This window comes from Ruminococcus sp. CAG:379 (genome assembly GCF_000434255.1).
GTDB classification, from domain to species: Bacteria; Bacillota; Clostridia; order Oscillospirales; family Ruminococcaceae; genus Ruminococcus_F; species Ruminococcus_F champanellensis.
Genome location: NZ_FR894805.1, coordinates 1 through 22,331, shown reverse-complemented (window position 1 = coordinate 22,331; position 22,331 = coordinate 1). Strand labels below are relative to the sequence as shown.

Here is a 22,331-nt window from a genome sequence, read left to right as displayed (position 1 = left end):
CTGGGGCGGATCAGTGATCCGCCTGTACCAGCTTGTTGAAGCGCTCCCGCACCCGGGCAAAGCACTCCAGCATTTTCGGGGCAAAGATGCCGCACTCCCCGTTCATAATCATCTCGTATGCCTTTTCCTTGGAATAGGCGTCCTTATACACCCGCTTGGTGGTCAGAGCATCGAACACATCCGCAATGGCAACGATCTGGGCGCAGAAGGGAATCTGATCTCCCTGGAGTCCCTCCGGATAGCCTTTGCCGTCAAAACGTTCGTGGTGATACCGGGCAATGTTATACCCGTAGTTGTATTCAGCCTTCCGTTCCGCCACAAAGGGGATCTCCTTTGCGATGTCCGACCCGATCAGGGTATGCCGCTTCATGACCTCAAACTCATCCTTGGTGAGCCTGCCGGGCTTCAGCAGGATTCCGTCCGGTACGCCGATCTTCCCCACGTCATGCAGGGCGGAGGCTTCCGTAATGCTCTGGATCTTTTCCGCTGTCAGATGCTGTTCCGGATACAGGTCAATTGCCGCCTGGAGCAGTTCCTTGGTATAATTCTTGATCCGCTTTACATGCTCTCCCGACTCCAGGGAACGGTACTCCACCACGGAACTCATCAATTCAATGGTTTTGCCGTAATAGGTGAACAACTGTTGGGTTTTCTCAAGCGCTCGTTGTTCTGCTTCTACGATTGCCTGACGCAACTCTGCCTGTTGCTGTTGCACTCGCATCTTAGTCTCGTGGATGTCCTTGACAAAGAGAATGTATAATTTTCTTCCGTTCTGCATAAAGCAGCGCATGCTGTAGGAACACCAGTGATATTTGCCGTCCGGGCAATGCCTGCGGTATTCCCGGGTAATGGCTTGTCCCTTGCTCAGCTTCTTGAAGCGATCCGGGTGAAATTCCTCCAGGAAGGCATTCATATCATCCGGGTGGATGCATTCCCTTGCCATCTGGGTCACCACCTCAGAGGATGCTCTGCACCGCCGGGAACGGCGAAGCCCATCGTCCGTCATTTGCAGTTCAAACAGGGAGTTGCACCGGGTGTCATATTCCAGTACCGCATCGTAGGTGTCCGCAATGGCATAGGCAATCACGTCCAGATACCGGTGCGCAAGCTCTGCCAGCTTTTCTTCATGGATATTCCGGAACGCCAGGGTCACCAGTCTCTTTTCCGGTCGGTCGGCAGCGTTGATGGATAAATACATCTCCACCCATTCATACACTCCGCCACATTTGCGCCGAAACTGCACGTTCAAGACCCGGCAATTTCCGCACTGCCGGGAGCAGCGGATCAGTTCCCGCACATTGGTCAGGCGCAGCAGCTTTTCCCGGTCGTCCGGATGCACAAGCTCCTCCAGATATTTTCTGGTTGCCAGAATGTGATCCCCCTCCGTTGGAATATGGGGCTGTTCCAGTCTGGAATCGTGGAACACCAGCCGATAATGACCGGATGCAGCCTCCAGGTAATACAACGCATAATACTGGGCTGCCAGATTCAGATTTACCTGGTGACTGATATTTCCTTCCAGCTGTATGGTTTCGATCTCGTTTCCGATTTCGTGGGCAGTGAGAATGAGGACAGGTACGCCGGCAAGCATTCTGCACTTGCCTCGCAGAGAGAGCCAAAGATAATCGGCGTTTTTCTTCTGCACCCGGAGAACGCAGTGGGCGAATCCTATATCCGTCATGCTGTGCAGGGCCTCTTTTGCCTTTTCCATATCCTCCGGATGGATAAAGCTGTATATAGCGGCACTTTCCGACTCATCTTGTAGTTCTGCCATGGTTCCATAACCCAGCAGCAGGTAGAGAAACTGGTTGATATACAGCAGTCGGTAGGGAGATGCATTCTCAATGACCAGCAAACCACCGCTGAGGTTTTCGTCCAGTTTTTCAAGCTCTGTGTAAATGTCCGGCTGGCTATCTTGTGACAGCAGACAGCCACAGAATCCAGGCATCAGCTGAAATGCCCGGATGGTCAGATTGTCGATGGATTGATTTGACAGCTGGATCTGTATTGAGCCGCCCTCCGTAGCAATTGCCAGCAGTTGTTCTGTATGTTGGAGTGTATTGTCCTGGAACAGCACCTGGTATGGAGTGCCCTCCAGGGTGGTGGGATCCGATTTGGTCAGAGCATAGAACGCCTGATTGCCGTAAACTGCCTGTAGCTTTTGCGTACCGTTTTCGTTCGTTTCACTGCGAAGCAGCAAAAAAGGTTGGGGGTTCTGTCCATAGCATTGCCAAATCATCTGTATGTCCGGTGTAGTTTGGTTGTTCAGGTTTGACATTCTAATCCCTCCGTTTCTTATTTTAGAAATGTCCGATCCCGTTTAAATTTTTAAATTTTATTTTAGGCATGCTGTGGAAGCACACCTCCCCCACTTCTGTCTTGTTACTATAATTATAACACAAGGTGCACAAAAAGTAAACATAATTCGTGTTAATTTCGACGTTTTATACAAATCTCTAAAATACAGTGTATTTTTTTGGACATGTAGCCGAAAAAGGGTACTCTTTTGCGCCTTGACACTTTTCACTGGATGTGTTATACTGGGCTACATTGGATATCTTCAGAAAGGGGAAATCAGATTTGCATTTGTTGATCACGTTGCTTGTTACGTTTTTAGCCGGTATGGGCGCCGGACTGGGCACTGGCTTTGCCGGAATGAGTGCGGCGGCAGTCATCAGTCCCATGCTGATTACTTTTTTGCATATGGATCCCTACATGGCGGTGGGCATTGCCCTGTCCTCTGACGTGCTGGCAAGCGCTGCATCCGCCTATACCTATGGAAAAAATAAGAATCTGGATATCCGCAACGGACTGATTATGATGGGGGCTGTGCTTGCCTTCACTGTGGTGGGCAGCTTTGTGGCAAGCCTGGTGCCCTCTGCCACCATGGGGAACTTTTCTGTGTTCATGACCTTTTTGCTGGGCATCAAGTTTATCCTCCGGCCGGTGATGACCACCAAGGAGGCCATGCAGGGGGTATCCGCCCAAAAGCGTGCCATACAATCCCTGGTATGCGGTATGCTGATTGGGTTTATCTGCGGTTTTGTAGGTGCAGGCGGCGGCATGATGATGCTTCTGATTCTGACCTCCGTGCTGGGGTATGAGCTGAAAACCGCCGTTGGTACCAGCGTGTTCATCATGACCTTTACCGCCCTGACCGGTGCTGTGTCCCATTTCGTGATCGGCGGTACTCCGGACTGGCTGGTGTGGGGCTTGTGCGTGATGTTTACCTTAATCTGGGCGGAGGTCGCTGCGGTGCTGGCGAATAAGGCAACTCCAAAGACTCTGAACCGTGCCACAGGCGTGATCCTGGTGGTACTGGGCATTGCCGTGATGGCGTTTTCCCGGATCAGCCAATAGCAAGGGTTACAGCCCATGAAGTTGATGGGTGTGGAGAAGGCTACATCCAATAAAAACAGCGTCATGTATTATACATGGCGCTGTGTTGTGTTTGGAAACCGGTTACCTCCGGTTTATTCGGCGGAGATAAAATGCGGCTTTTCGCCGATTGGAGTGAATGGCTCCAAGCCCTGTGGTATAAATCTGCCACAATCGTTCCGCTGCTTGCTCCATCCCCTCCAGAGCGGCTTGCTCGTAGAGTCTGACCGCCTCCGGCAGATTCTGTTGTACCCCATTTCCCTGTTCCAGCATGCGTGCGGCTTTGTACATGCAAAGGGGATCCCCGGCTCCGGCACCTTGATTTGCCCAGAAGAATGCCTGTGCTGCGTCCTGCTCCACCGGGTATCCCTGCGCATAAGCATCACTCAGCGCCAGCATCGGTCCCACTGCCCCTGCGTTTGCAGCCAAGGTATACCATGCCAGCTGCTTTCTGTGCTGCTCCATCATGTGCTGATCCGGCTTTTTCCGGGGCGCATCCGGGCTGTGCAGCAGTAAGGCCATATCGTAAAAGGAAATATGGGTATCCGTCAGCTCCAAGTCCCCCAGAGCAGTCAGAGCCTCCAGAGAGCCTGCCCTTGCGGCACGCCGGTAGTAATCCATAGCATCCGCCCGGCTGTACGCCTCTGTTCCCGGTTCTGCATACGCCTGAGCTGTTGCAAGCAGTGCATCCAGCTGGTTTGCCTCAATGGCTTTGTCCAGCCATTCCACAGCCTGTTCCATATCCCCTTGCTTCTCGCATTCCTGTACCATCCACCATAGGGCATTCTTGCTGCCTGCATGGATCTCCTCCAGCAAAATGGTTCGGACAGGGCGCAGATCTGTGCCCTCCGCTGTCAGGGTTTGTGCCTGGGCATGCCCCAGATCAGCCGCCTGGTGCAGCATCCGTTCCGCTTCCGTTGCCTGTACGGGATAGATTCCCTGGTCATACAGCCGATACAGGGCAAAGCATGCGTCCGGGTCGTTCTGCCCTGCCGCATGCCGCAGCAATCCCAATGCCTTTTCCCGATCCTTTGATGCCGGAGAAAGGGCAAGCTGTTCTGTGGCATCTATATTTCCCAGGTGGGCAGCCTGATTCAGCAGCTTCAGCGCCTCCGACTGCCGCAGCTTCAGCAACAGCTCCTGTGCCTTTGCATAGCACAATGCACCCTCTGCTGTCGTCCGTTCCCGGCAGTACTGCATTCTTCTCCGAATCTCCGGATCCTCCGGCCCTTGCTGATAACAGCGGAGAGCGTCCTGCCACTTGCCCTCCAATTCCCGCAGGAATCCTTGCCGCACCGAAGCGTGGGGATCCCCCGGGGCATCGTTCCGCCCGTCCGCCAGGACTGCCCAGCCCATTTGTATATCCACAAGCTCCGGCAAGGAGAACCAGGATCCGACGAAAGCCATATCTGTCGGATCGCCCAGCGGAACTCCGTTCAAATTTAGGTTATCGGCTGCATGTGTTCCTTTCAGAAGGGCTGCGGCATTCCGGACACGCTGACTCAGCTGGTCTGCCAGCGCCCTGCTGTCCGGGAAATCCTCGGCAAATGCGTTATACTCCCGGATCCATTCCTGTGCCTTTTGTTCCGGATCCTCTCCGGGCTTGAGATTCAGAATCCATTCCGCTTTCATAGCTTCTGCCTCCTTTGCATGGTGTGGGAATTGCAGTTGGTTTGCCCCTAGTATAGTACAGTCGCAGCAGATTTGCAAGCAGACTGCACTATATTTGCAGTGGACTTGACAAGAGGTTAAGCATGTGCTATTCTTATACTAACGAACGTTAGTTAGTATGAACGTGTGATGGAGTCGGCGATTGAGGCAACACCACACGATTGAAAGGGTTGAGCATCATGAAAAAACCAATGCTTCAGCGGTTGGGGCTGCTGGGGAACTTGAGCCTGCTGTCCTATGGGGCGGCAGTGATATTTGCCCCGCTTGCCTATCCTGGCTACAACTGGATGGCACAGGCGGTCAGCGATCTGAGCGCAGCAAACGCCCCGTCCCTTGCCCTGTGGAATCAGCTTAGTGCCCTGTATAACACCTGTGAAGTGCTTTGTGTTACGGTGGTATGCCTGGGCATTCAGGGCAGAAAGAATCGGTTGCTGCGGAGCGGCATCTACCTGTTTGCGGCTATGGAATGGATCTCGGCGGTGGGGTACCGGATGTTTCCCCTCAGTGACAGCGGCTATGGGGGCACTCTACAGGATCGGATGCACATCCTGGTGACTGTTCTGGTGGTGCTGCTGTCCATACTGTCTCTGACGCTGATCCTCATTGCCGGGATCCGGCATCGGGATTGCCGTTCCTACGGGATCTGCGCCGGGATCGCCCTTGGCATGATGCTGGTAGGAGCACTGGGCATGAAGCTGGTGCCTGCTGCATATTTCGGCGTTGTGGAGCGGTTCAGTGTGTTTGCTGCTACCGGCTTTAATGCTGCGCTTGGTGTGCATCTGTTTTGCATGAAGCCTGCCGGGCCTCCTGCTTCAGAGCAGCAAAAGGCGCACATGTGAAACTTATTCGTATCCGGGAGGTATCATATGAACAGCATACAAGCAAATCCACAATCTGCAAGGCACCTTGCCATTTATGTACACGGGAAGGGGGGCGATTCCAAGGAAGCGGAGCATTACAAGCCACTGCTTGCCGGGTGGGATGTGACGGGCTTTGATTATCACGCACAGAATCCATGGGAGGCGCAAGCAGAATTCCCCGTCTTTTTCGAGGAGCAGCGAAAAGCGTATGACACCATTCTCTTAATCGCCAACAGCATTGGTGCTTTCTTTTCCATGCATGCCCTTTCCGGCAGGCAGGTGGATCAAGCACTGTTGATTTCTCCTGTGGTGGATATGGAAAAGCTGATTCGCAGCATGATGACCTGGGCAAATGTGACCGAGGAGGAGCTTTCCGCCCGGGGAGAGATCCCCACCAGCTTTGGCGAGACTCTGTCTTGGAAATATCTTTGCTATGTGCGGCGGCATCCAATCCGGTGGGACGTGCCTACCTGCATTCTCTACGGGGACAGGGATAATCTGACTGCTCCCGGGGTTATGTCCGCTTTTGCGAAGCGAACCAGCGCAGTTCTGACGGTGATGCAAGGCGGCGAGCACTGGTTCCATACGGCGGAGCAAATGGCGTTTCTGGATCGCTGGGTCAGAACGTCCCTGGACTGATACTGCATTCGGAAAGGAATGTTGAAAAGTTGCTGATGAGGCGGGTGGTTATACCCGCTGGGCAATACGCAAAAAGAGCAGCCGGAGCTGCTCTTTTTTGTATGCAGTTTTTACAACCGCTGGCTGAACAAGCCATGCTGTGTGCAGTACCAAAGCAATGTGCTTTGGGGCAGATAGGGCAGCCGGGTTTCCAACGTCCATTCCGGGTATCGCTTTTTGAGGATGAGGGTATCGCCGCTGAGCAGTGCCACAAAGGAAATATAATGCTCCCGGTGCATGCAGTGCGCTGTGGTGATATACCATTCTCCATCGTTCCGCTCTGCATGCAGCAGGTGTGCCGGGTCAGTCTTTTGCGGCTCCAGCGGAGATAACCGCCGTCCGCAGCAGCTGATGTCCGCATTCTCCTGTGAGAGCAACAGATTGCCGCATTCCGGGCAGAGATAAAACCGCATGTGCTTCAGATTGCCATTGGTCAGGTCATTCGCCTCCAGATCCCCCCGGAGCAGGGTGTCCGTGTCCACCTCCAGGGCTTGAGATAATAGGGGAAGGATGGAGAGATCAGGCGCACCGCAGCCCCGTTCCCACTTGGAAACCGCCTTATCGCTGCCCCCAGCCGTTCCGCCAGCGCCAGTTGAGTCATGCCCTGCTCCAATCGCAGACGGCGGATCAGGCTGTCTGTTCTGGTCTGATCCATAGCGTCACCTTCCGTATTTCATTGTACCGGATTCCAGGGCAGTTTGCAATCAACGCTCCGTAGAGTGGAGTGTCAGTTCCGCCATAGCGGCATAGTGCCGGACGGTGAAGGCTTCCGGTGCCGTATGCTCCAGCATCTGCATATGCTCCTGTTCCCAGGCAGCAATCTGCTCCGGTGGCAGGGAGGCACCCACACCCCGGCATGCCCGGATGCGTCCGTTCCAGCTTTCCCGGGTAAAGGGTACGTCCAGCAGATATTCCTCCCGGTGGGTCAGGGTAAAATACGCCCCATAGCAGTCGGGGAGGCTGATGGGGTGCATGGTTTCGCCTGCACCGGTCCAGCTGGGGTTGTATTTCAGTACCAGCTGCTCACTGGCGTTGGCAACCGGATCCTCAAAGGGCAGCCATTCCATGCATAGAAACAGCACCCGTCCCCCGGGTCGGAGCATTCGGGCAAGGATCGGAGCCACCTTCCCGTGGTCAAAATACCAGTAGCACTGACAGGCAGTGATTACGTCGAAGCTGTCGGTAGGAAAGTCCAGCTGTTCTGCGGAGCATACCCGATAGGTAATCTGCATACCGGCGGACAACTGCTTAGCCTGGCTGATCTGCTGTGGGGAGATGTCCGTGCCCGTCCACTGTGCCCCATATGGGTACAGGTTTCTGGGCAGTACGCCAGTGCCCGTGCCCAGATCCAGGGCAGCTTGTCCGGCGGTGCACAGTCCCCGTGCAAGGATCCGGTCATAAAATGTCTGTGGATAGATATCCCGGTATCTGGCGTAGTCCCCGGAGGTTCTGCCCCAGTCAAAGCCGTTGCCTCCGTCAATGTTCCGGTTTGTCAGTTCCATATGCCTGCCTCCTTTTGTGATTTGTCTTTATTATAGCATGGCCGGGACTCCTGTGCAAGCTGGTTTGCTTTGTTAGAATTTCACAAATGGAAACAGTATCCTTTATGAATTCGTACAAAAAGATTCAGAAAAGTGTCACACGGACTGAAAACACTTGACTTGCAAATAAATAAAATGATATACTGGAACAACAAGGGATGCATGGAATCGATACCATAAAAATGTGCTGAAACAGGATTGATTCAGATTTTGCAAACCAACGAAGGAGGATTTCGCATGATTACACTGGAAAATGTACATAAGATCTACAACCCCAAGAAAGCCAACGAGTTTGAAGCCCTGAAGGGAGTCTCTCTGACCATTGAGGATGGGGAGATGGTGGCGATCATCGGCAAATCCGGTGCCGGGAAGTCCACCCTGCTGCATATACTCGCCTGCATTGACAGCTATGAATCCGGCGAGTATAAAATTGATGATACCCTGGTAAAGAACCTGTCGGAAAAGCAGTATGCCCAGATCCGGAACGAGAAGATCGGTATGGTGATGCAGGATTTTGCCTTGGTGGATGATTTCACCTGCCTGGAGAATGTGCTGCTGCCTTTGGATTTTGCAAAGCACAAAAAACCCAACCGGAAGGAGCTGGCGCTGGCAGCGCTGAAGTCGGTGAGCATGGACAGTATGGCAAAAAAACCGGTGAATAAGCTGTCCGGCGGGCAGAAGCAGCGTGTTGCCATTGCCAGAGCCATTGTGAACCAGCCCAGCATGGTGCTGGCGGATGAGCCCACCGGTGCTCTGGACAGCAAGACGGCGGAGGAGATTATGCATGTGTTCAAGGAGCTGAATCACCAGGGCAAGACAGTGGTGATCGTCACCCACGACATGGGGGTGGCGAAGCAGTGTGACCGGCTGATCGAAATTTCCGATGGTAAGATCCTGGAGACAGCCAGCTGAACCGGATGCATACAAAAACGCCTCTGTTTTTTACAGAGGCGTTTTATTTTCGGATGGGGTCACAGGGATGCAAAGATATTGGCACCCTTGGTTTTCAGCCAGCGGTACAGCAACAGGGAAAGCCCGGCGGTCAGCAGGCATACGATGCCAAGATATACGGATGCGCTCATGATTAGATCACACAGGAAGAACAGTCCCCCCAGGGCAACGGAGTAGATCCAACCGGCCATCATAGCTATAAAAACGTTGAAGCTTTGCTTGATGGGTACCATTTCGTTGGTCCAGGTCAGATTGGGGGATTTTATTCCAAGCATCAGATCGGACAGGGCGGAGAATGCCACATACAGCAGGATTGCCAAAATCATCAGCAGCCGCTCCGCCAGGGTGCCCGGCAGGATGATTGCCAGACAGACGCTGCACAAAAATGCCGGAGGCGCAGTCAGCAGCAGCTGTACCTGGAGCTTTGCTTTCAGTGCATCCCAGGGACGTACCGGCAGGGACTGGATCAGCCACAGGTTCTTGCCTTCTAAGGATACGGAGGGGATTGCGCTATCGTTCATGGAGGCGACCATGCAGACAATGGCACAGGTTAGCACCGGGATGAATCCTGAATACTCAGAGCAGATCTTTCCCAGTGTGGGAAGGACAGTGCCGCTTTTGATCAGTACCGCCACGGTGATCACCAGCAGGAACAGCGTGCCCATGGTGCAGTTGAGAATGTAAACGGGACTGGAGGCATATCTGCCAAATTCTCTGCTTAGCAAAGCACCGGAAATGCTCCGGGTACGAATGGCATCGGCTTTGAAGGCAGCCTTTTTGGTTTTCCCGGTGGCAGTAGCAATGTGCAGGAAGCTGCGGGACAGAATCCGCCAGGTCAGCAGCAGCACCAGGACGGTTGCCAGGGTCACCAGTCCCATAGCCTTCCAATCCCCTTCGCCCACTCTTGCAAACAGGTACACCGGGTAGGCACTGCCCTGGATTTTCTGTCCGTATGTCACGGCGTTTGCGATCAGATTCCGGAGAATACCCTGCGCTTTATAATAGAAGAAGTAATAGGCACCAATGAACAGCAGGGACGTGAGCACGCGGATGAAGCTTTTGTTTTTCAGCTTCAGACTGATCCTTGCTACCACCCAGCCCAGCAGGCAGGACAGCACCAGTACGATCATGGAAATGATGAGCACCATCAGAGTGCAGCCCAGGATCACTGCCGGGGTGACGGTGGTATAGACGCAGTAAACGATGGCGGCGGGAATGGTGACAACAGCGGAATACATGAGTCCCATCAGATACACGCTCAGCAGTCGGGACAGGATGATGGAACGTACCGGAATGGGAAGGGACAGGAGCAGCTCGTTGTCCTTTGCCAGATACAAGCCGGAAAAGGTGTTGAATACACTACCGAATGCGCCCAGAAAAATGCCCAGCAGCCCCATGATGCCAAAGACCATCCAGCCCATCTGCAGGGGAATGAAGGTTTTGCACAGGCTCACGGACAGGGCAGTGAACATGGTGCCCAGCATGCCGATCATGATAATGGCGAACAGGACGACAAACCCGATCACAGCACCGGTGGAACGTTTTTTATTGGTTTTTGGATTGTAAAAGTAGTTGCGGAAGATCTCCATCAGCTGCTTTTTCACCAGTAGCTTCAGCATGCTTCTCCCTCCAGTTCCAGGAATACCTCCTCCAGACTGTCGTCGCCTTTGACCTCCTCCAGAGTGCCGGAGCGGATCAGCTTGCCGCCCTTGATGATGGCGATCTTATCACAGAGCTTTTCCGCCACCTCCAGTACATGGGTGGAGAAGAAAATGGCGCCGCCCTGGTCGCAAAGCTCCCGCATCATGCCCTTGAGCAGGTGGGATGCCTTGGGATCCAGTCCCACAAAGGGCTCGTCCATGAGTACCAGCTTGGGCTGATGAATCCAGGCGGAGATAATGGCGAGCTTCTGCCGCATGCCGTGGGAGTAGGACGCCACCGGCTGTGCCAGATCCCCGGTCAGTTCAAACAGATCCCCGTATTTCTGGATCCGTGCCTTCCGGTCTGCGGCAGGGATCCGGAAAATATCCCCGATGAAATTCAGATACTTGATACCGGTCATGTACTCGTAAATGTCCGGATTGTCCGGAATATACGCCAGCATCTGCTTGCAGCCCAGGGGATCCTCCTGGATGGAATGTCCCCCGATGGTGATCTTGCCGGCATCAAATTGCTGAATGCCTACAATGGACTTGAGGGTTGTGGTCTTTCCGGCGCCGTTGTGGCCGATAAAGCCGTAGATCTCTCCCGGGGCAATGTGCAGGGACAGATCGTCCACTGCCTTCTTGTCCCCGAAGCTTTTGGATAGGTGTGAAATTTGCAGCATAGATTACTCCTTTTCGATTATGCTCCGGAACAGGGTATCCTTGTCCAGATGGTTTGTGACGAATTCCGGTATTTCCTTGCAGGCTTTGCAGACGCTGAGACTGACAGAAGTGAGAATCTGCCGGATCTCCTCCGGGGAATAGGGGCAGCAATTGGTGACGATCAGTGCGGCAAGGCTGTGCGCAACCAGCCACACATCCCGGAAAAATCGCTTTGCGGCGGCTTCGTCCAGCTGATAGATCTGTTGCAGGAACTCCAACACCAGGTTCTGGGTGCGCTCCATTTCTTCCATGGCTTTGTTCTCGCTGCCTGGGGCAAGCGGTAAAAACAGCAGTCGGTATAGCTCCGGCTCCTGGGTGGCAAAGCGGATATACTGCTCGCCCAGCCCGATAAAGGGATGCACCTGCTCCAATCCTTTTTTGATGTAGCTGTGATACAGAGCCTGCGCTGCCTGCCGGACTGCCTCCTGTACCTGCTGCATGTTCTGAAAATAGGTGAAGATGGGACGGGTGGATACCCCCAGAACGGCGGCGATCTGACGGGTGGTCAGGGCAGCGGTGCCCTTTTCCCGGACGACCTGCAATGCAGCATTCACGATCTCTTCTTTTGTAAATTTGACGCTTGGCGGCATGCCTTCATCTCCTTGCATATATCATTAGATGTGCAACACTTGTTATTATACATCCATCGACCGGATTTGTCAAGGCGCCAGGTTTGCTTTGTGCGGTATCGCCTCAAGAAAAAACGCCTGCCGGATGCTCCGACAGGCGCAGATGTACTTGTCTTTAGTCCACATAAATACGGGGAACCCGTTTGGAAATGCCGCAGACCACCTCATAGCCGATGGTGCCGTACAGGGATGCCAGCTCGTCAGCGGTGATCTGCTCGTCACCGTCCTGACCGATCAGGGTCACGATCTCGCCGCAGCGCAGGTCGTCAATGGCAGAAACGTCCAGCATCAGCTGATCCATGCAGATCCGTCCCACGATGGGGCAGCGCTTGCCCTTCACCAGCACATCCGCCTTGGAGGACAGCAGCCGGGAATAGCCGTCCGCATAGCCCACGGTTACAGTAGCAATCTTCATGCAGTGATCCGCCCGGAAGGTGCGGCCGTAGCTGATGGAGGTACCGGGCTGAACCCGTTTAATGTGGGAGATCACAGCCTTGAGGGAAAGCACCGGCTTGAGATCCAGAGGCACCGGCAGGGGATAGTTGGGTGCCAGTCCGTACATGATGATGCCCACCCGGGCAAGGGTGCTGTTTGCATCATTGTGATACAGCACACCGGCACTGTTGAGATAATGCAGGTGCTTCAAATGTACGCCCCGCTTCATCAGCTCCGTTCCAACGGATCGGATAAACTGCTTCTGGGCTTCGGTGTATGCATTCTGCTCCGGATCATCCGGCATATCCGCCACTGCAAAGTGGGTGTAGATGCCCTCGATCTTCAGATTCCGCAGGAAGGACATGTCCTGGATGCTGTCTGCACAGTCGCCGGGGGTGTCGCCGGTGATCCCGATGCGCCCCATGCCTGTATCCAGCTTTACATGGCAACGGATGGGGGTGCGGGTACGGGCGTTCAGAGTGCAGGCATACTCGGCGGAAACAATGCCTTGAATGATGTTGTTCTGGGCAAGGGTGTCTGCATACTCCGGCGGTGTGTATCCCAGGATCAGTACATCACTGTCCGGGCAGTACTGGCGCACATGCAGCGCCTCATCCAGGTTGGAGACGGCAAAGTAGCGGATGCCGATCTGGGTCAGTTTTTGCAGGATCTCCGCTTCGCCGTGTCCGTATGCATCCGCCTTGACAACAGCCATGATCTGGGTGTTCCCCTGCAGGGAGGCGGAAATGGCACGAATGTTTGCTTCCAGGGCAGACAAAGAGATTTCAGCCCACGCACGTTTTAGATATGGTTTCAAAATAACATTTCCTTTCGGCTTGAAATATCAACGGTTTTATGCTATACTATGGAAGAACCAAAGAACGGGGGATGTGTATGCGAGAAAAAACAGTCTGCTTTTCCGGTCACCGCCCCGAAAAGCTGCCCGGCCCCAACAGCGAGGATGCCCAGCTGCTGATGATGGTCAAAAGCCTTTTGTACTACCAGATCCGCCGGTCGGCAGAGGAGGGCTACACCCGGTTTATCACCGGTCTTGCAAGAGGGGTGGATCTTTGGGCAGCGGGATATGTGCTGGAATTGAAACGGGATTTTTCCGGCCTGCAGCTGATCTGCGTCAAGCCCACCGAAAACCACGGAAAAAACTTTCGCGGAGAGGATCGGTACTTGTTTGACAGTGTGCTGGCAAGGGCGGATGAAATGTACTGCACCGGCAGTCACTATACCCGCAGGTGTTATCAGATCCGGAACCGGTATATGGTGGATCATGCCCAGCGGCTCATTGCGGTGGTGGATGACTACAACAGCGGTACCGGTCAGACCATCGGCTATGCCCGCAAATGCGGACTGGAGCTTTGCGTCATCGACATCGGCAAGCTGCGTGACAAGGCAGAAGCCGAACCCGACGAACCTATTATAGCACCTTTGCAGGCAAATTTCAAGATTTAAGATTATTTAACACTTTCCACAGCGTTTTCAACATTCTGCATAATCCACATGGCTTTTCTGCATATTCTTTATAACGCCCCTGAAAATACGTGGATTCCTGCAAAAATATACAGGATCCGCTGTGGAAAGCGACATGGAATCAAAAGAAAGGAGCGAAAGCGGCGGGATCCGCTTTCACAGATACACTATGAAGAAAAACACAGGCAGCATCGCCATTCCCTTTCTGATCACCCTGCTGGTCAGCTTCGTTATCATTGGCGGCATTATTTTCTTCCTGTTCGGCGGCTTTGGCGGCGGAGGGGATTCCCTCAAACAGCTGGAGCCGGAGATCACCCTGATCTCCGAGGAGGATCAGTTCAATTTGTTCTGCGTATTGGATACGGAGGAATCCGACAAGCCTGTGTGCTACATGATCTTCCGGTTCAACCCGGTGGCAAAGCGGAACACCTGCATCGCACTGCCGGCGAACCTGGCAGTCAACAATAACGGCGCATCCACCAAGCTGGACAATGTATATCACATGTCCGGCGTGACAGCTGCCCGGGACGCTGCGGCGGCGGCGCTGAACATGACTCTGGATCGGTACATGGTCTTTGACAGCACCTCCTTTCAAAAGCTATGCTCCATCCTCGGGGGTGTAGAATGCATTGTGGACGAAAAGATTGTCGGATTGCAGGAAAGCGATAAAATGCAGTATCTGGGAGGCAGCCAGATTCAGCTGTATCTGACCTATCCGGACTTTACGGGCGGTGAGGCACAGCGTATGGTGGTGGTAGATTCCACCATTGCGGAAATGCTGAACCAGACCGACGGTTCCCGGATCAGTGAGACGCTGGATCGGAGCTTCTCCACCATCATCAACCTGGTAAAGGACTCCGATGTGACTGCCCAGGACTATAAGAACCGGAAGCATGCCATGAAGTATATGCTGGAGTATGCTCCCGGCTCCACCGGATATTACTACCTGTCCCTGCAGCAGACGGGGGATCTGCTGACGATCCCGGAGAATACCCTGAAGAACATGCAGGAGATGGTGAAGTAAGATGAACGAGCCATTGATCTTCGACAGCCACGCCCATTATACCGACCCGGCATTTGATCCGGACCGGGAGCAGGTACTGGCGGCATTGCCGGAGCAGGGGGTGGCACGGGTAATGCTGGCGGCATCGGATCTTGTCAGTGCCCGGGCGGGGATTCAGCTTGCAGCACAGTACGACTATATTTACACCTCTGTGGGCATCCATCCGGAGGAAGCCGGCAGGGTGCCGGCGGATTATCTGGAAACCCTGGAGCAGCTGCTTGCCTGCCGGAAGGTGCATGCCATCGGGGAGATTGGTCTGGATTACCACTATCCGGGCTATGACCCGGCGCAGCAGAAGACGCTGTTTTGCAGTCAGCTGGAGCTTGCCGCAAAGCATGATCTGCCGGTGATTATGCACTGCCGGGATGCCACCGGTGACTGTATGGAGATCCTGCGGCAATATCGCCCCAAGGGGGTCATGCATTGCTTTTCCGGGTCGGCGGAAACCGCCAGGGAGCTTGTAGCTATGGGGCTATATGTGGGCTTTACCGGGGTGGTGACCTTTAAAAATGCCAGACGGGCGCTGGAGGCTGTCCGGGCTGTGCCCATGGATCGGCTGCTGGTGGAAACAGACTGCCCCTACATGGCGCCGGTGCCTTACCGGGGCAAGCGCTGCGACAGCTCCATGATCCCCATGACCGCCGGACGTATGGCGGAGGAAAAGGGCTGCACCCTGGAGGAGATGCTCCGGCAGACCGGGGAAAACGCAAAGCGGCTCTTTTCTGTGGAATAGGACAATGGCGCAAAATCGGGTTGCTTTTTTTGCTGGATTGTGCTATAATAGAATGCATATTCCCGGGGAACGGGAGAAGTGAAAGGAGTGGGTTTCCGTTGACCGGAAATCCGGATAATACTATGATTGCAATTGGCTGTGACCACGCCGGTTATCCTCTGAAGCAGGAGCTGCTGGCGCATTTATACGCAAAGGGCATCGCTTATGAGGATCTGGGGTGTGACGGAACCCCCTGTGATTATCCCCAGATTGCACAGGCAGTCTGTGAGAAAATCATCAGCGGCAGCTGTGAATGCGGCATTCTGATCTGCGGCACGGGCATCGGCATGTCCATTGCCGCCAACAAAATCCCCGGCATCCGGGCTTCCGTATGCGCCGATGAGTTCAGTACCCGCTACACCCGTCTGCACAACGATGCCAATGTGCTGTGTCTTGGAGCAAGAGTCATCGGCAGTGGGCTTGCACTGGAGCTGGCAGATATTTTTCTGGAAACCGGATTTGAGGGCGGCAGGCATCAGAGACGTCTGGATATGATCACACAGCTGGAAGCAGCACACACGAAGGGAGAATGAACCATGGCAGTACAGAGAATTGACCACCCGCTGGTACAGCATAAGATCACGCTGATGCGGGACAAAATGACCGGCCCCAAGGAGTTCCGGGAGCTGGTTGCAGAGACCGCAATGCTGATGTGTTACGAGGCCACACGGGATCTGCCCACAAAGGAGATTGAGATCGCAACCCCTATGGGCGTTGCAAAGTCCAAGATTATTTCCGGCAGAAAACTGGCGTTTGTGCCCATCCTCCGTGCAGGACTGGGCATGATGGACGGTCTGATGACCCTGGTGCCTGCCGCAAAGGTGGGGCATATCGGTCTGTTCCGGGATACCAAGAGCCACGAGCCGGTGGAGTATTATGTAAAGCTGCCGGAGGATATTGCAGAGCGTGATGCGATCGTGGTGGATCCCATGCTGGCAACGGGACATTCCGCTGTCCAGGCGATCCGCATCCTCAAGCAGGCAGGCGTTGCAAACGTCAAGTTTATGTGCATCATCGCCTCTCCGGAGGGCATTGCCGCTATGCAGGCAGCATATCCGGAGGTTGACATTTACTGCGGCGCAGAGGATCAGGGACTGAACGCAGACGCTTATATCGTTCCCGGTATGGGAGACGCCGGTGACCGGATCTTCGGCACCAAGTAATTGTATCAGAAATCAAAGAAGCCCGGCTGTATTCGCAGCCGGGCTTTTGCCGTATCGGATGTGTATATCTATTACGAATCGTAGGTGCGTACCCGCAGGGGAACGCCCAACCGATCAGCCAGTTCCTGGGACAGCCGGATCTGCTCCTTGGGGATTACGTCCACCACGGTGAACATCACATGGGGCACATACTGCTTGCAGTCCACCGCAAAGCGCTGCAGTGCCTGGAATGCTTCCGGGAACTTTGGGCGGGTTACCTGATTGTACTCCTGCTCGTCTCCGGCATTCAGACTGATGGATACGGTGTCGATCAAGCCCTGGAACCGATGGGCAGTGGGCGCTCCGTGGATCAGATCCGATAAGCCGTTGGTATTGATCCGCAGGGGCGGACAGCCGGGCTGCTGCTTGAGGTAGGCTGCGGTCTGGCACAGCACATCCAGCGCCTCCGTAGGCTCTCCGTAGCCGCAGAACACGATCTCGTGATACTTGCCGAGATCCTTAGGACATGCCGCCTGCACCTCCTCAAAGGTGGGGGTATGCTCCAGCCACAGGCTGTCGGAGCCGTATGCCCCGTCCCCGTTCTGCCGGATGCAGAAGGTGCAGCTACAGGGACATTGGTTGGTGAGATTCACATACAGGTTTTGTCCCACCGGATAGAAAATTGTCATTGCCATTTCAAACACTCCTTTGTGTTAAAACTGCTGGACGATCCAGGGAATCAGGTAGGTGATGACGCACATAATAGCTGCCGCCAGCAATACTCCCAGGAAAATAGCCAGGCTTGCCTTTTTCCGGTCCACATGCAGCAGGGATACGATCAGTGCGCCAGTCCATGCGCCGGTGCCGGGCAGGGGAATGCCTACAAACAGCAGCGTGCCCATAAATTCCACCTTGCGGATCTGTTCCGCCTTGGGGCCGGTGGCTTTTTTCTCCAGCCAGTCCGCAATGCCATGGAGATGCTTGGTGGTTTTCATCCACTTGAGGATCTTTTCAATAAATAGCAGGATAAAGGGGATGGGCAGGATGTTGCCGATGATACAGATGCACAAAGCCGGTACGATGGGCACTCCAAGAATGGACGCCGCCAGCAGTCCACCCCGCAGCTCCAGAATGGGCAGCAGGGAAATTACAAAAATAATCAGTTCACGGGGCAAGCCGTTCATATGGGTGGTCAGCCATTCCACCAGGGTTTCACTGAGGGACATCATTTCAAGCAGCATATTTCACGTTCCTTTCGTCTGTTGCATAATACCTTTTTAGTATCGCACACTCCAGCAGGATTGTCAAGAAAAATTTGTGTAAAGCCCAGGGCGATACCGTACAAAGCTGACCTGGTGCTTTTTACAGCCTCTGCTAACGGGTGTTTCGTCATATCACACAGAAACTCCCTGCAATGTTCCGGTATTCCTGCGTCGTTTCTATGCAATCTGACGAAAAATCTGTTGACACATCTGTCGCATAATTTTTGTGCCGTGTTGCCCTTGTTATTTTACTGGCAGTATGCTATGATATAAAGGGAATACATGCGGATGAATTTTTGGTGTGCCGATGCCGGAAATCGGCAGGCAGTGTGACTGCCTCAATGGAGGGAGCATGCACAAATATCTGAGCGATTATATGAAGCAAATGAACCGGCTGCTGGAAGAAAACCGCAGCTTCACAGAAACGGATCTGCAGCGGCACCTGGACAAGATCGGGTTTATGCAGCATGAACGGCTGATCCACTTTCTGGTGACCATGCTGTTTGCCATTGTTCTGTTCCTGGTTCTGGGCGCTTTTCTGATGACGGAGGCAATGTTCCTGCTGCCCTTGCTGGGATTGATCCTGGTACTGTTGGTACCTTATATTTTCCACTATTACTTTCTGGAAAATACGGTACAGAAGATGTATGTGATCTATGACCGGATGACGGAGCGGATGGACACATCCGCCCATCAGTCATGAAGCGCTGGTCCCAGTACCGTGCGGTTCTGCTGCCCACGGTGCTGCTGACGCTGCTGATGCTGGGCTTTGCCTGGTATGCCACCGGGGTGGTGGATCGGGATCGGGCGATGGAGCAGGCGGAAAACCGGTTGGTACAGATGAGCCAGAAAATCGATGCGCTCCAGTCGGAGCAGTCTTTGATCCTGGACGAGGCGCAAGCAGACTATCAGACCCGGGCACGGATCATTTCCATGATGATCAACACCACACCGACGTTGCTGGAGACGGAAACGGATCTGGAGGAGCTGCGGTTGGTTGCCGGGGCGGAGGTCATCAGCGTATCCGATCGGCAGGGCGTGATCCGGTTTAGTACGGATCAGTCCCGGACAGGGGATCGGGTGGAGGACGCCTTTCTGCCGGCAATCACAAATAAGGTGTTTTCCGAGTGGTATTTTCCCGATGAGAGCACCCGGGATATTTTGCTGGTGGGCACAGCACGGCTGGATCAGGACGGCGTGATCCAGATCACTTTTAAGCCGGATGACATCAGTCAGCTGATGCAGTCAGCGGATCTGTCAGAACTGGTAAACGGAACCCAGTTCATGGAAAATGGAACCCTTTCCGTGCTGGATGAAAGCTGTCGCTACATGAGCCACACGGATTCCGCCCTGGTGGGTGCACAGTCCCCCTATGTGCCGGCGGATTTTTCCGGCAATGCGGGACACTTCAGTGCAAGCCCATACCAGTCCTCCGCTCTGGTATGCTACCGGAAGTACCGCAGTTACACATTGGTATGTACCCTGCCGTACCGGGAGGTTTATGCCCGCCGGAACAGTGCGGTTCTGTGGATGCTTGCATTGGGTGCACTGCTGGATCTCACTGCCGGATTCTGCGTTACCAGCCGGCTGCACCGGGATCAGCAATAAACCAAGGCAATGTCATACAGTTTTGTGCGACATTGCCTTTCTTGTTTACATTTTAATCGAAAGCGCTTGCGTTTCCCATGGGTCTGTGTTATAATTTGAGTACAATCTAATCAAAACGGCAGTGTAATACCGTTTTTTATAAAACTGCCTGTGCAAAAACAAGGAGGGAATGCGTATGACACAGAGATTCCGAAAAGCACTGTCCATTGCCGCATCAGCAGCCATGCTTTGCTCTATGCTGCTGTATCTGCCGCAGGATCACCGTCTGGGCAGCTGGCTGGCATCAGCGGAGGAAGTCTCTGCCGAACCGGAGGGAGAGGGCACAGCGGAGAGTCCCTATCAGATCAGCAATGCGGATCAGCTGTACTGGTTTGCGGAGCATGCGGACACATCCGCCCACGCAAAACTGACCGATGACATTGTGGTCAATGAAAATCTGGTGAACAGCAGTGGAGATCTCAACAGCGGGTCCTACCGAAGCTGGACGCCTATCGGAAATTTAGAAGCAACACTTGGTTACACTTGTGCATTCAGTGGCACCTTTGACGGAGACGGTCATACCATTAGCGGCTTGTATGATGATACAGGCAGGACGTACGCCGGATTTGTCGGGGAACTGTCTGGGAGCGGCACAATCAAGAACCTTGGCATTGTGGATTCCTGGATAAGGGGCTACCATGTTGGCGGTGTGTGCGGTGAAAGTGCGGGAACGATCACATATTGTTATTTCAGCGGAACAATTAATGTGGAACTTGCAAACGCTGGCGGTTTGTGCGGAGAAAATTCCGGTACTATTACCAACAGCTATAACATGGGCAAGGTGTCTGGAATATCGTCTGGCAACGGTATCGGCGGTGTGTGCGGTGCGAATTCCGGTACCATTACCAACAGCTATAATATTGGTACTGTAAGCGCAACGGATCATGCAGCTGCTGGCGGTGTGTCCGGTATAAATTCCGGCATCATTACCTACAGCTACAATACCGGTTCCGTTTTTGCCAGCCGTTACGTTGCAGGAGGTGTATGCGGTCAAAATGATGGGACAATCCGGAATGTGTTCAACTCTGGCAAACTAAATAGTAGTTCTTCAGGTTATTATGTGCGTATAGGTGGTTTGTGTGGAATCACTACTTCTGGTTCCACATTGGAGTATGGGTATAATATTGGTATGCTGAACGGGGACGAATATGATCCTTTAGGAGGCGTGTGCGCACTCCCGGAAGGCTCTGTAAGTCACTGCTGGTACAACAGCGATGTTTTTGGCGGAAATGCCTTCGTTGCGGGAGAGGAAGACCGGGAAACCGTTGGAGGCAAGAACACTGCCGCATTCGCCAGCGGTGAGGTGGCATACCTGTTGGGGAAAGCCTGGGGACAGGATCTGGAAAACGGCCAGGAAAACCCCGCACTCGGGGGCGTGAAGGTTTATGAAAATAAGATCTACTCCAGATGCGACGCAGGGGACATGCCTACCCTGGTCTATAGCAATACGAAGGAAGCGGACATGATTCCGGCACACACTTACGCATACGGTCGGTGCAAGGTGTGCGGTGCGTACAAAAACCAGGTGGGTGTCCATCTGGCTGGTCATTCCCTGACCCTGGACGGAGACATCGGGGTGCATTTCTATATGGAGCTGGACAGCAGGCTTCTTGCGAATGAACATGCGTACATGCGCTTCACCCTGCCCAACGGGCAGACGCAGCAGATCCCCGTTTCGGATGCGAAAACCGATCAGGTGGATGAGGGTACTTATTATGTATTCACCTGCCGGGTGGCGGCAAAGGAGATGACCTTCGAGATCACTGACCAGATATGTACCGATACTTTGCAGGGGCCGGTGTACAGCTTTACCGTGCAGGATTACGCCAAGTATATCTGCAACAATTCGGCGGAATATTCCGCTGAAGCGGCAGCATTGGCGGAGGCCATGCTGCAATATGGTGCTTACGCAAAGGCATACTTTGAGGGTACGGCACTGGCACCCACCGCAGCCATGGAGGCTGTCACAGCGGATACCCTGTCGGAGTTGATGCCCGGTTCTTCCGGTACTCTGCCGGAAGGGATCACCTATTACGGCACTACACTGCTGCTGGAATCCAACACGGTGCTGCGGCACTATTTCCGGGTGGAGCCGGGGTTTGACGTGAGCCAGTATGCATTTACCGGCAGTAAGGGGAACTATTATTATATAGATACCGCCGGGATCTCGGTGAACAGGTTCCGGATTCCGGTCAGCGTGTCAGTGACTGAGCAAACAGGATTCCAGCAGTCGTCCGGATCGAAATGGTCTCTCAGCTATAGCCCCCTGTATTACCTGCGTTCTGTGCTGGGGGCTGAAAACACAGACCCGGAATTGAAGCATCTGGTGCAGGCTATGTATCTGTTCCACCGGGCAGCGCTGGATTATGAGATGTCCCTGGGCGAGATCACGCCGGAGCCCCCGGTTGCGGAAGCCGAGCTTTCATAATTTAAGACAACACCGCACAATCTCTG

At 53.9% G+C, this 22,331-nt stretch carries 23 protein-coding genes; 12 read left to right on the top strand and 11 right to left on the bottom strand.

Annotated features, from left to right (window positions below):
- Positions 1–10: 10 nt before the first annotated feature.
- Complete coding sequence (locus QVO51_RS00595) at positions 11–2,278, bottom strand: HD domain-containing phosphohydrolase (protein ID WP_022356800.1); 2,268 nt, start codon at positions 2,276–2,278, stop codon at positions 11–13.
- Between the two features lie 344 nt (positions 2,279–2,622).
- Between QVO51_RS00595 and QVO51_RS00590 the strand changes: the two genes are divergently transcribed.
- The gene (locus tag QVO51_RS00590) at positions 2,623–3,360 is read left to right on the top strand and encodes a sulfite exporter TauE/SafE family protein (protein WP_338126711.1); all 738 of its coding nucleotides are present in this window, start codon (positions 2,623–2,625) and stop codon (positions 3,358–3,360) included.
- Positions 3,361–3,462: 102 nt separating this feature from the next.
- Here the strand turns inward: QVO51_RS00590 and QVO51_RS00585 are convergent, their stop codons facing one another.
- Entirely contained in the window at positions 3,463–5,010 is a 1,548-nt protein-coding gene (locus QVO51_RS00585) for a tetratricopeptide repeat protein (RefSeq protein ID WP_022356798.1), read from the bottom strand.
- A 218-nt stretch (positions 5,011–5,228) separates the two neighbouring features.
- Here QVO51_RS00585 and QVO51_RS00580 point away from each other — a divergent pair, with 218 nt between their 5' ends.
- Both QVO51_RS00580 and QVO51_RS00575 read left to right on the top strand, forming a co-directional pair.
- Positions 5,229–5,888 (top strand): DUF998 domain-containing protein, encoded by a 660-nt coding sequence (locus QVO51_RS00580; RefSeq protein ID WP_022356797.1) that lies wholly within the window; start codon positions 5,229–5,231, stop codon positions 5,886–5,888.
- A gap of 27 nt (positions 5,889–5,915) precedes the next feature.
- Positions 5,916–6,548, top strand: a complete 633-nt coding sequence (locus QVO51_RS00575) for an alpha/beta hydrolase (RefSeq protein ID WP_022356796.1) — start codon at positions 5,916–5,918, stop codon at positions 6,546–6,548.
- Between the two features lie 110 nt (positions 6,549–6,658).
- Here QVO51_RS00575 and QVO51_RS00570 read toward each other — a convergent pair whose 3' ends face one another.
- The 3 genes from QVO51_RS00570 to QVO51_RS00560 are packed head-to-tail and all read right to left on the bottom strand — an operon-like array spanning position 6,659 to position 8,089.
- Positions 6,659–7,069, bottom strand: coding sequence for a transcriptional regulator (locus QVO51_RS00570; protein WP_022356795.1), 411 nt, complete (start codon positions 7,067–7,069; stop codon positions 6,659–6,661).
- Complete coding sequence (locus QVO51_RS00565) at positions 7,021–7,242, bottom strand: helix-turn-helix transcriptional regulator (protein WP_288167664.1); 222 nt, start codon at positions 7,240–7,242, stop codon at positions 7,021–7,023. The genes QVO51_RS00570 and QVO51_RS00565 overlap by 49 nt, the downstream gene beginning before the upstream one ends.
- Positions 7,243–7,291: 49 nt before the next feature.
- The gene (locus tag QVO51_RS00560; protein WP_022356794.1) at positions 7,292–8,089 is read right to left on the bottom strand and encodes a class I SAM-dependent methyltransferase; all 798 of its coding nucleotides are present in this window, start codon (positions 8,087–8,089) and stop codon (positions 7,292–7,294) included.
- 276 nt (positions 8,090–8,365) lie between these two features.
- Here QVO51_RS00560 and QVO51_RS00555 point away from each other — a divergent pair, with 276 nt between their 5' ends.
- Positions 8,366–9,040 (top strand): ABC transporter ATP-binding protein, encoded by a 675-nt coding sequence (locus QVO51_RS00555; RefSeq protein ID WP_022356793.1) that lies wholly within the window; start codon positions 8,366–8,368, stop codon positions 9,038–9,040.
- Between the two features lie 59 nt (positions 9,041–9,099).
- Here the strand turns inward: QVO51_RS00555 and QVO51_RS00550 are convergent, their stop codons facing one another.
- The 4 genes from QVO51_RS00550 to alr form a co-directional block, all read right to left on the bottom strand.
- A complete protein-coding gene (locus QVO51_RS00550) occupies positions 9,100–10,698 on the bottom strand; it encodes a hypothetical protein (RefSeq protein WP_022356792.1) in 1,599 nt (532 codons plus the stop codon).
- Positions 10,692–11,405 carry an ABC transporter ATP-binding protein gene (locus tag QVO51_RS00545; RefSeq protein WP_022356791.1) on the bottom strand — a complete coding sequence of 238 codons (714 nt, stop codon included), beginning with the start codon at positions 11,403–11,405 and terminating at the stop codon, positions 10,692–10,694. Before QVO51_RS00545 ends, QVO51_RS00550 begins: the two co-directional genes overlap by 7 nt.
- A gap of 3 nt (positions 11,406–11,408) precedes the next feature.
- The gene (locus QVO51_RS00540) at positions 11,409–12,035 is read right to left on the bottom strand and encodes a TetR/AcrR family transcriptional regulator (protein WP_022356790.1); all 627 of its coding nucleotides are present in this window, start codon (positions 12,033–12,035) and stop codon (positions 11,409–11,411) included.
- A gap of 154 nt (positions 12,036–12,189) precedes the next feature.
- Positions 12,190–13,326 carry an alanine racemase gene (gene alr, locus QVO51_RS00535; protein WP_022356789.1) on the bottom strand — a complete coding sequence of 379 codons (1,137 nt, stop codon included), beginning with the start codon at positions 13,324–13,326 and terminating at the stop codon, positions 12,190–12,192.
- Between the two features lie 77 nt (positions 13,327–13,403).
- Here alr and QVO51_RS00530 point away from each other — a divergent pair, with 77 nt between their 5' ends.
- The 5 genes from QVO51_RS00530 to upp all read left to right on the top strand — a co-directional run bounded on the left by QVO51_RS00530 (position 13,404) and on the right by upp (position 16,989).
- Complete coding sequence (locus QVO51_RS00530; protein WP_022356788.1) at positions 13,404–13,973, top strand: SLOG family protein; 570 nt, start codon at positions 13,404–13,406, stop codon at positions 13,971–13,973.
- A 187-nt stretch (positions 13,974–14,160) separates the two neighbouring features.
- Entirely contained in the window at positions 14,161–15,015 is an 855-nt protein-coding gene (locus QVO51_RS00525) for an LCP family glycopolymer transferase (RefSeq protein ID WP_276795123.1), read from the top strand.
- 1 nt (position 15,016) lies between these two features.
- Positions 15,017–15,787: a TatD family hydrolase gene (locus tag QVO51_RS00520; protein ID WP_022356786.1), complete on the top strand. Its 771-nt coding sequence runs from the start codon at positions 15,017–15,019 to the stop codon at positions 15,785–15,787.
- A 122-nt stretch (positions 15,788–15,909) separates the two neighbouring features.
- The gene (gene rpiB / locus QVO51_RS00515; protein ID WP_276745769.1) at positions 15,910–16,359 is read left to right on the top strand and encodes a ribose 5-phosphate isomerase B; all 450 of its coding nucleotides are present in this window, start codon (positions 15,910–15,912) and stop codon (positions 16,357–16,359) included.
- Between the two features lie 3 nt (positions 16,360–16,362).
- Complete coding sequence (upp, locus tag QVO51_RS00510) at positions 16,363–16,989, top strand: uracil phosphoribosyltransferase (RefSeq protein ID WP_022356784.1); 627 nt, start codon at positions 16,363–16,365, stop codon at positions 16,987–16,989.
- A gap of 71 nt (positions 16,990–17,060) precedes the next feature.
- Here the strand turns inward: upp and QVO51_RS00505 are convergent, their stop codons facing one another.
- The gene (locus tag QVO51_RS00505; RefSeq protein ID WP_022356783.1) at positions 17,061–17,663 is read right to left on the bottom strand and encodes a TIGR04100 family radical SAM protein; all 603 of its coding nucleotides are present in this window, start codon (positions 17,661–17,663) and stop codon (positions 17,061–17,063) included.
- Between the two features lie 18 nt (positions 17,664–17,681).
- Positions 17,682–18,209: a COG2426 family protein gene (locus QVO51_RS00500; protein WP_022356782.1), complete on the bottom strand. Its 528-nt coding sequence runs from the start codon at positions 18,207–18,209 to the stop codon at positions 17,682–17,684.
- 373 nt (positions 18,210–18,582) lie between these two features.
- On the opposite strand from QVO51_RS00500, the gene QVO51_RS00495 reads away from it, so the two are divergent.
- The 3 genes from QVO51_RS00495 (at position 18,583) to QVO51_RS00485 (ending at position 22,305) form a co-directional block, all read left to right on the top strand.
- Positions 18,583–18,933: a hypothetical protein gene (locus QVO51_RS00495; RefSeq protein ID WP_022356781.1), complete on the top strand. Its 351-nt coding sequence runs from the start codon at positions 18,583–18,585 to the stop codon at positions 18,931–18,933.
- Positions 18,930–19,838: a cache domain-containing protein gene (locus QVO51_RS00490; protein ID WP_022356780.1), complete on the top strand. Its 909-nt coding sequence runs from the start codon at positions 18,930–18,932 to the stop codon at positions 19,836–19,838. Before QVO51_RS00495 ends, QVO51_RS00490 begins: the two co-directional genes overlap by 4 nt.
- A 175-nt stretch (positions 19,839–20,013) precedes the next feature.
- Positions 20,014–22,305, top strand: coding sequence for a GLUG motif-containing protein (locus QVO51_RS00485; RefSeq protein ID WP_022356779.1), 2,292 nt, complete (start codon positions 20,014–20,016; stop codon positions 22,303–22,305).
- Positions 22,306–22,331: the final 26 nt, after the last annotated feature.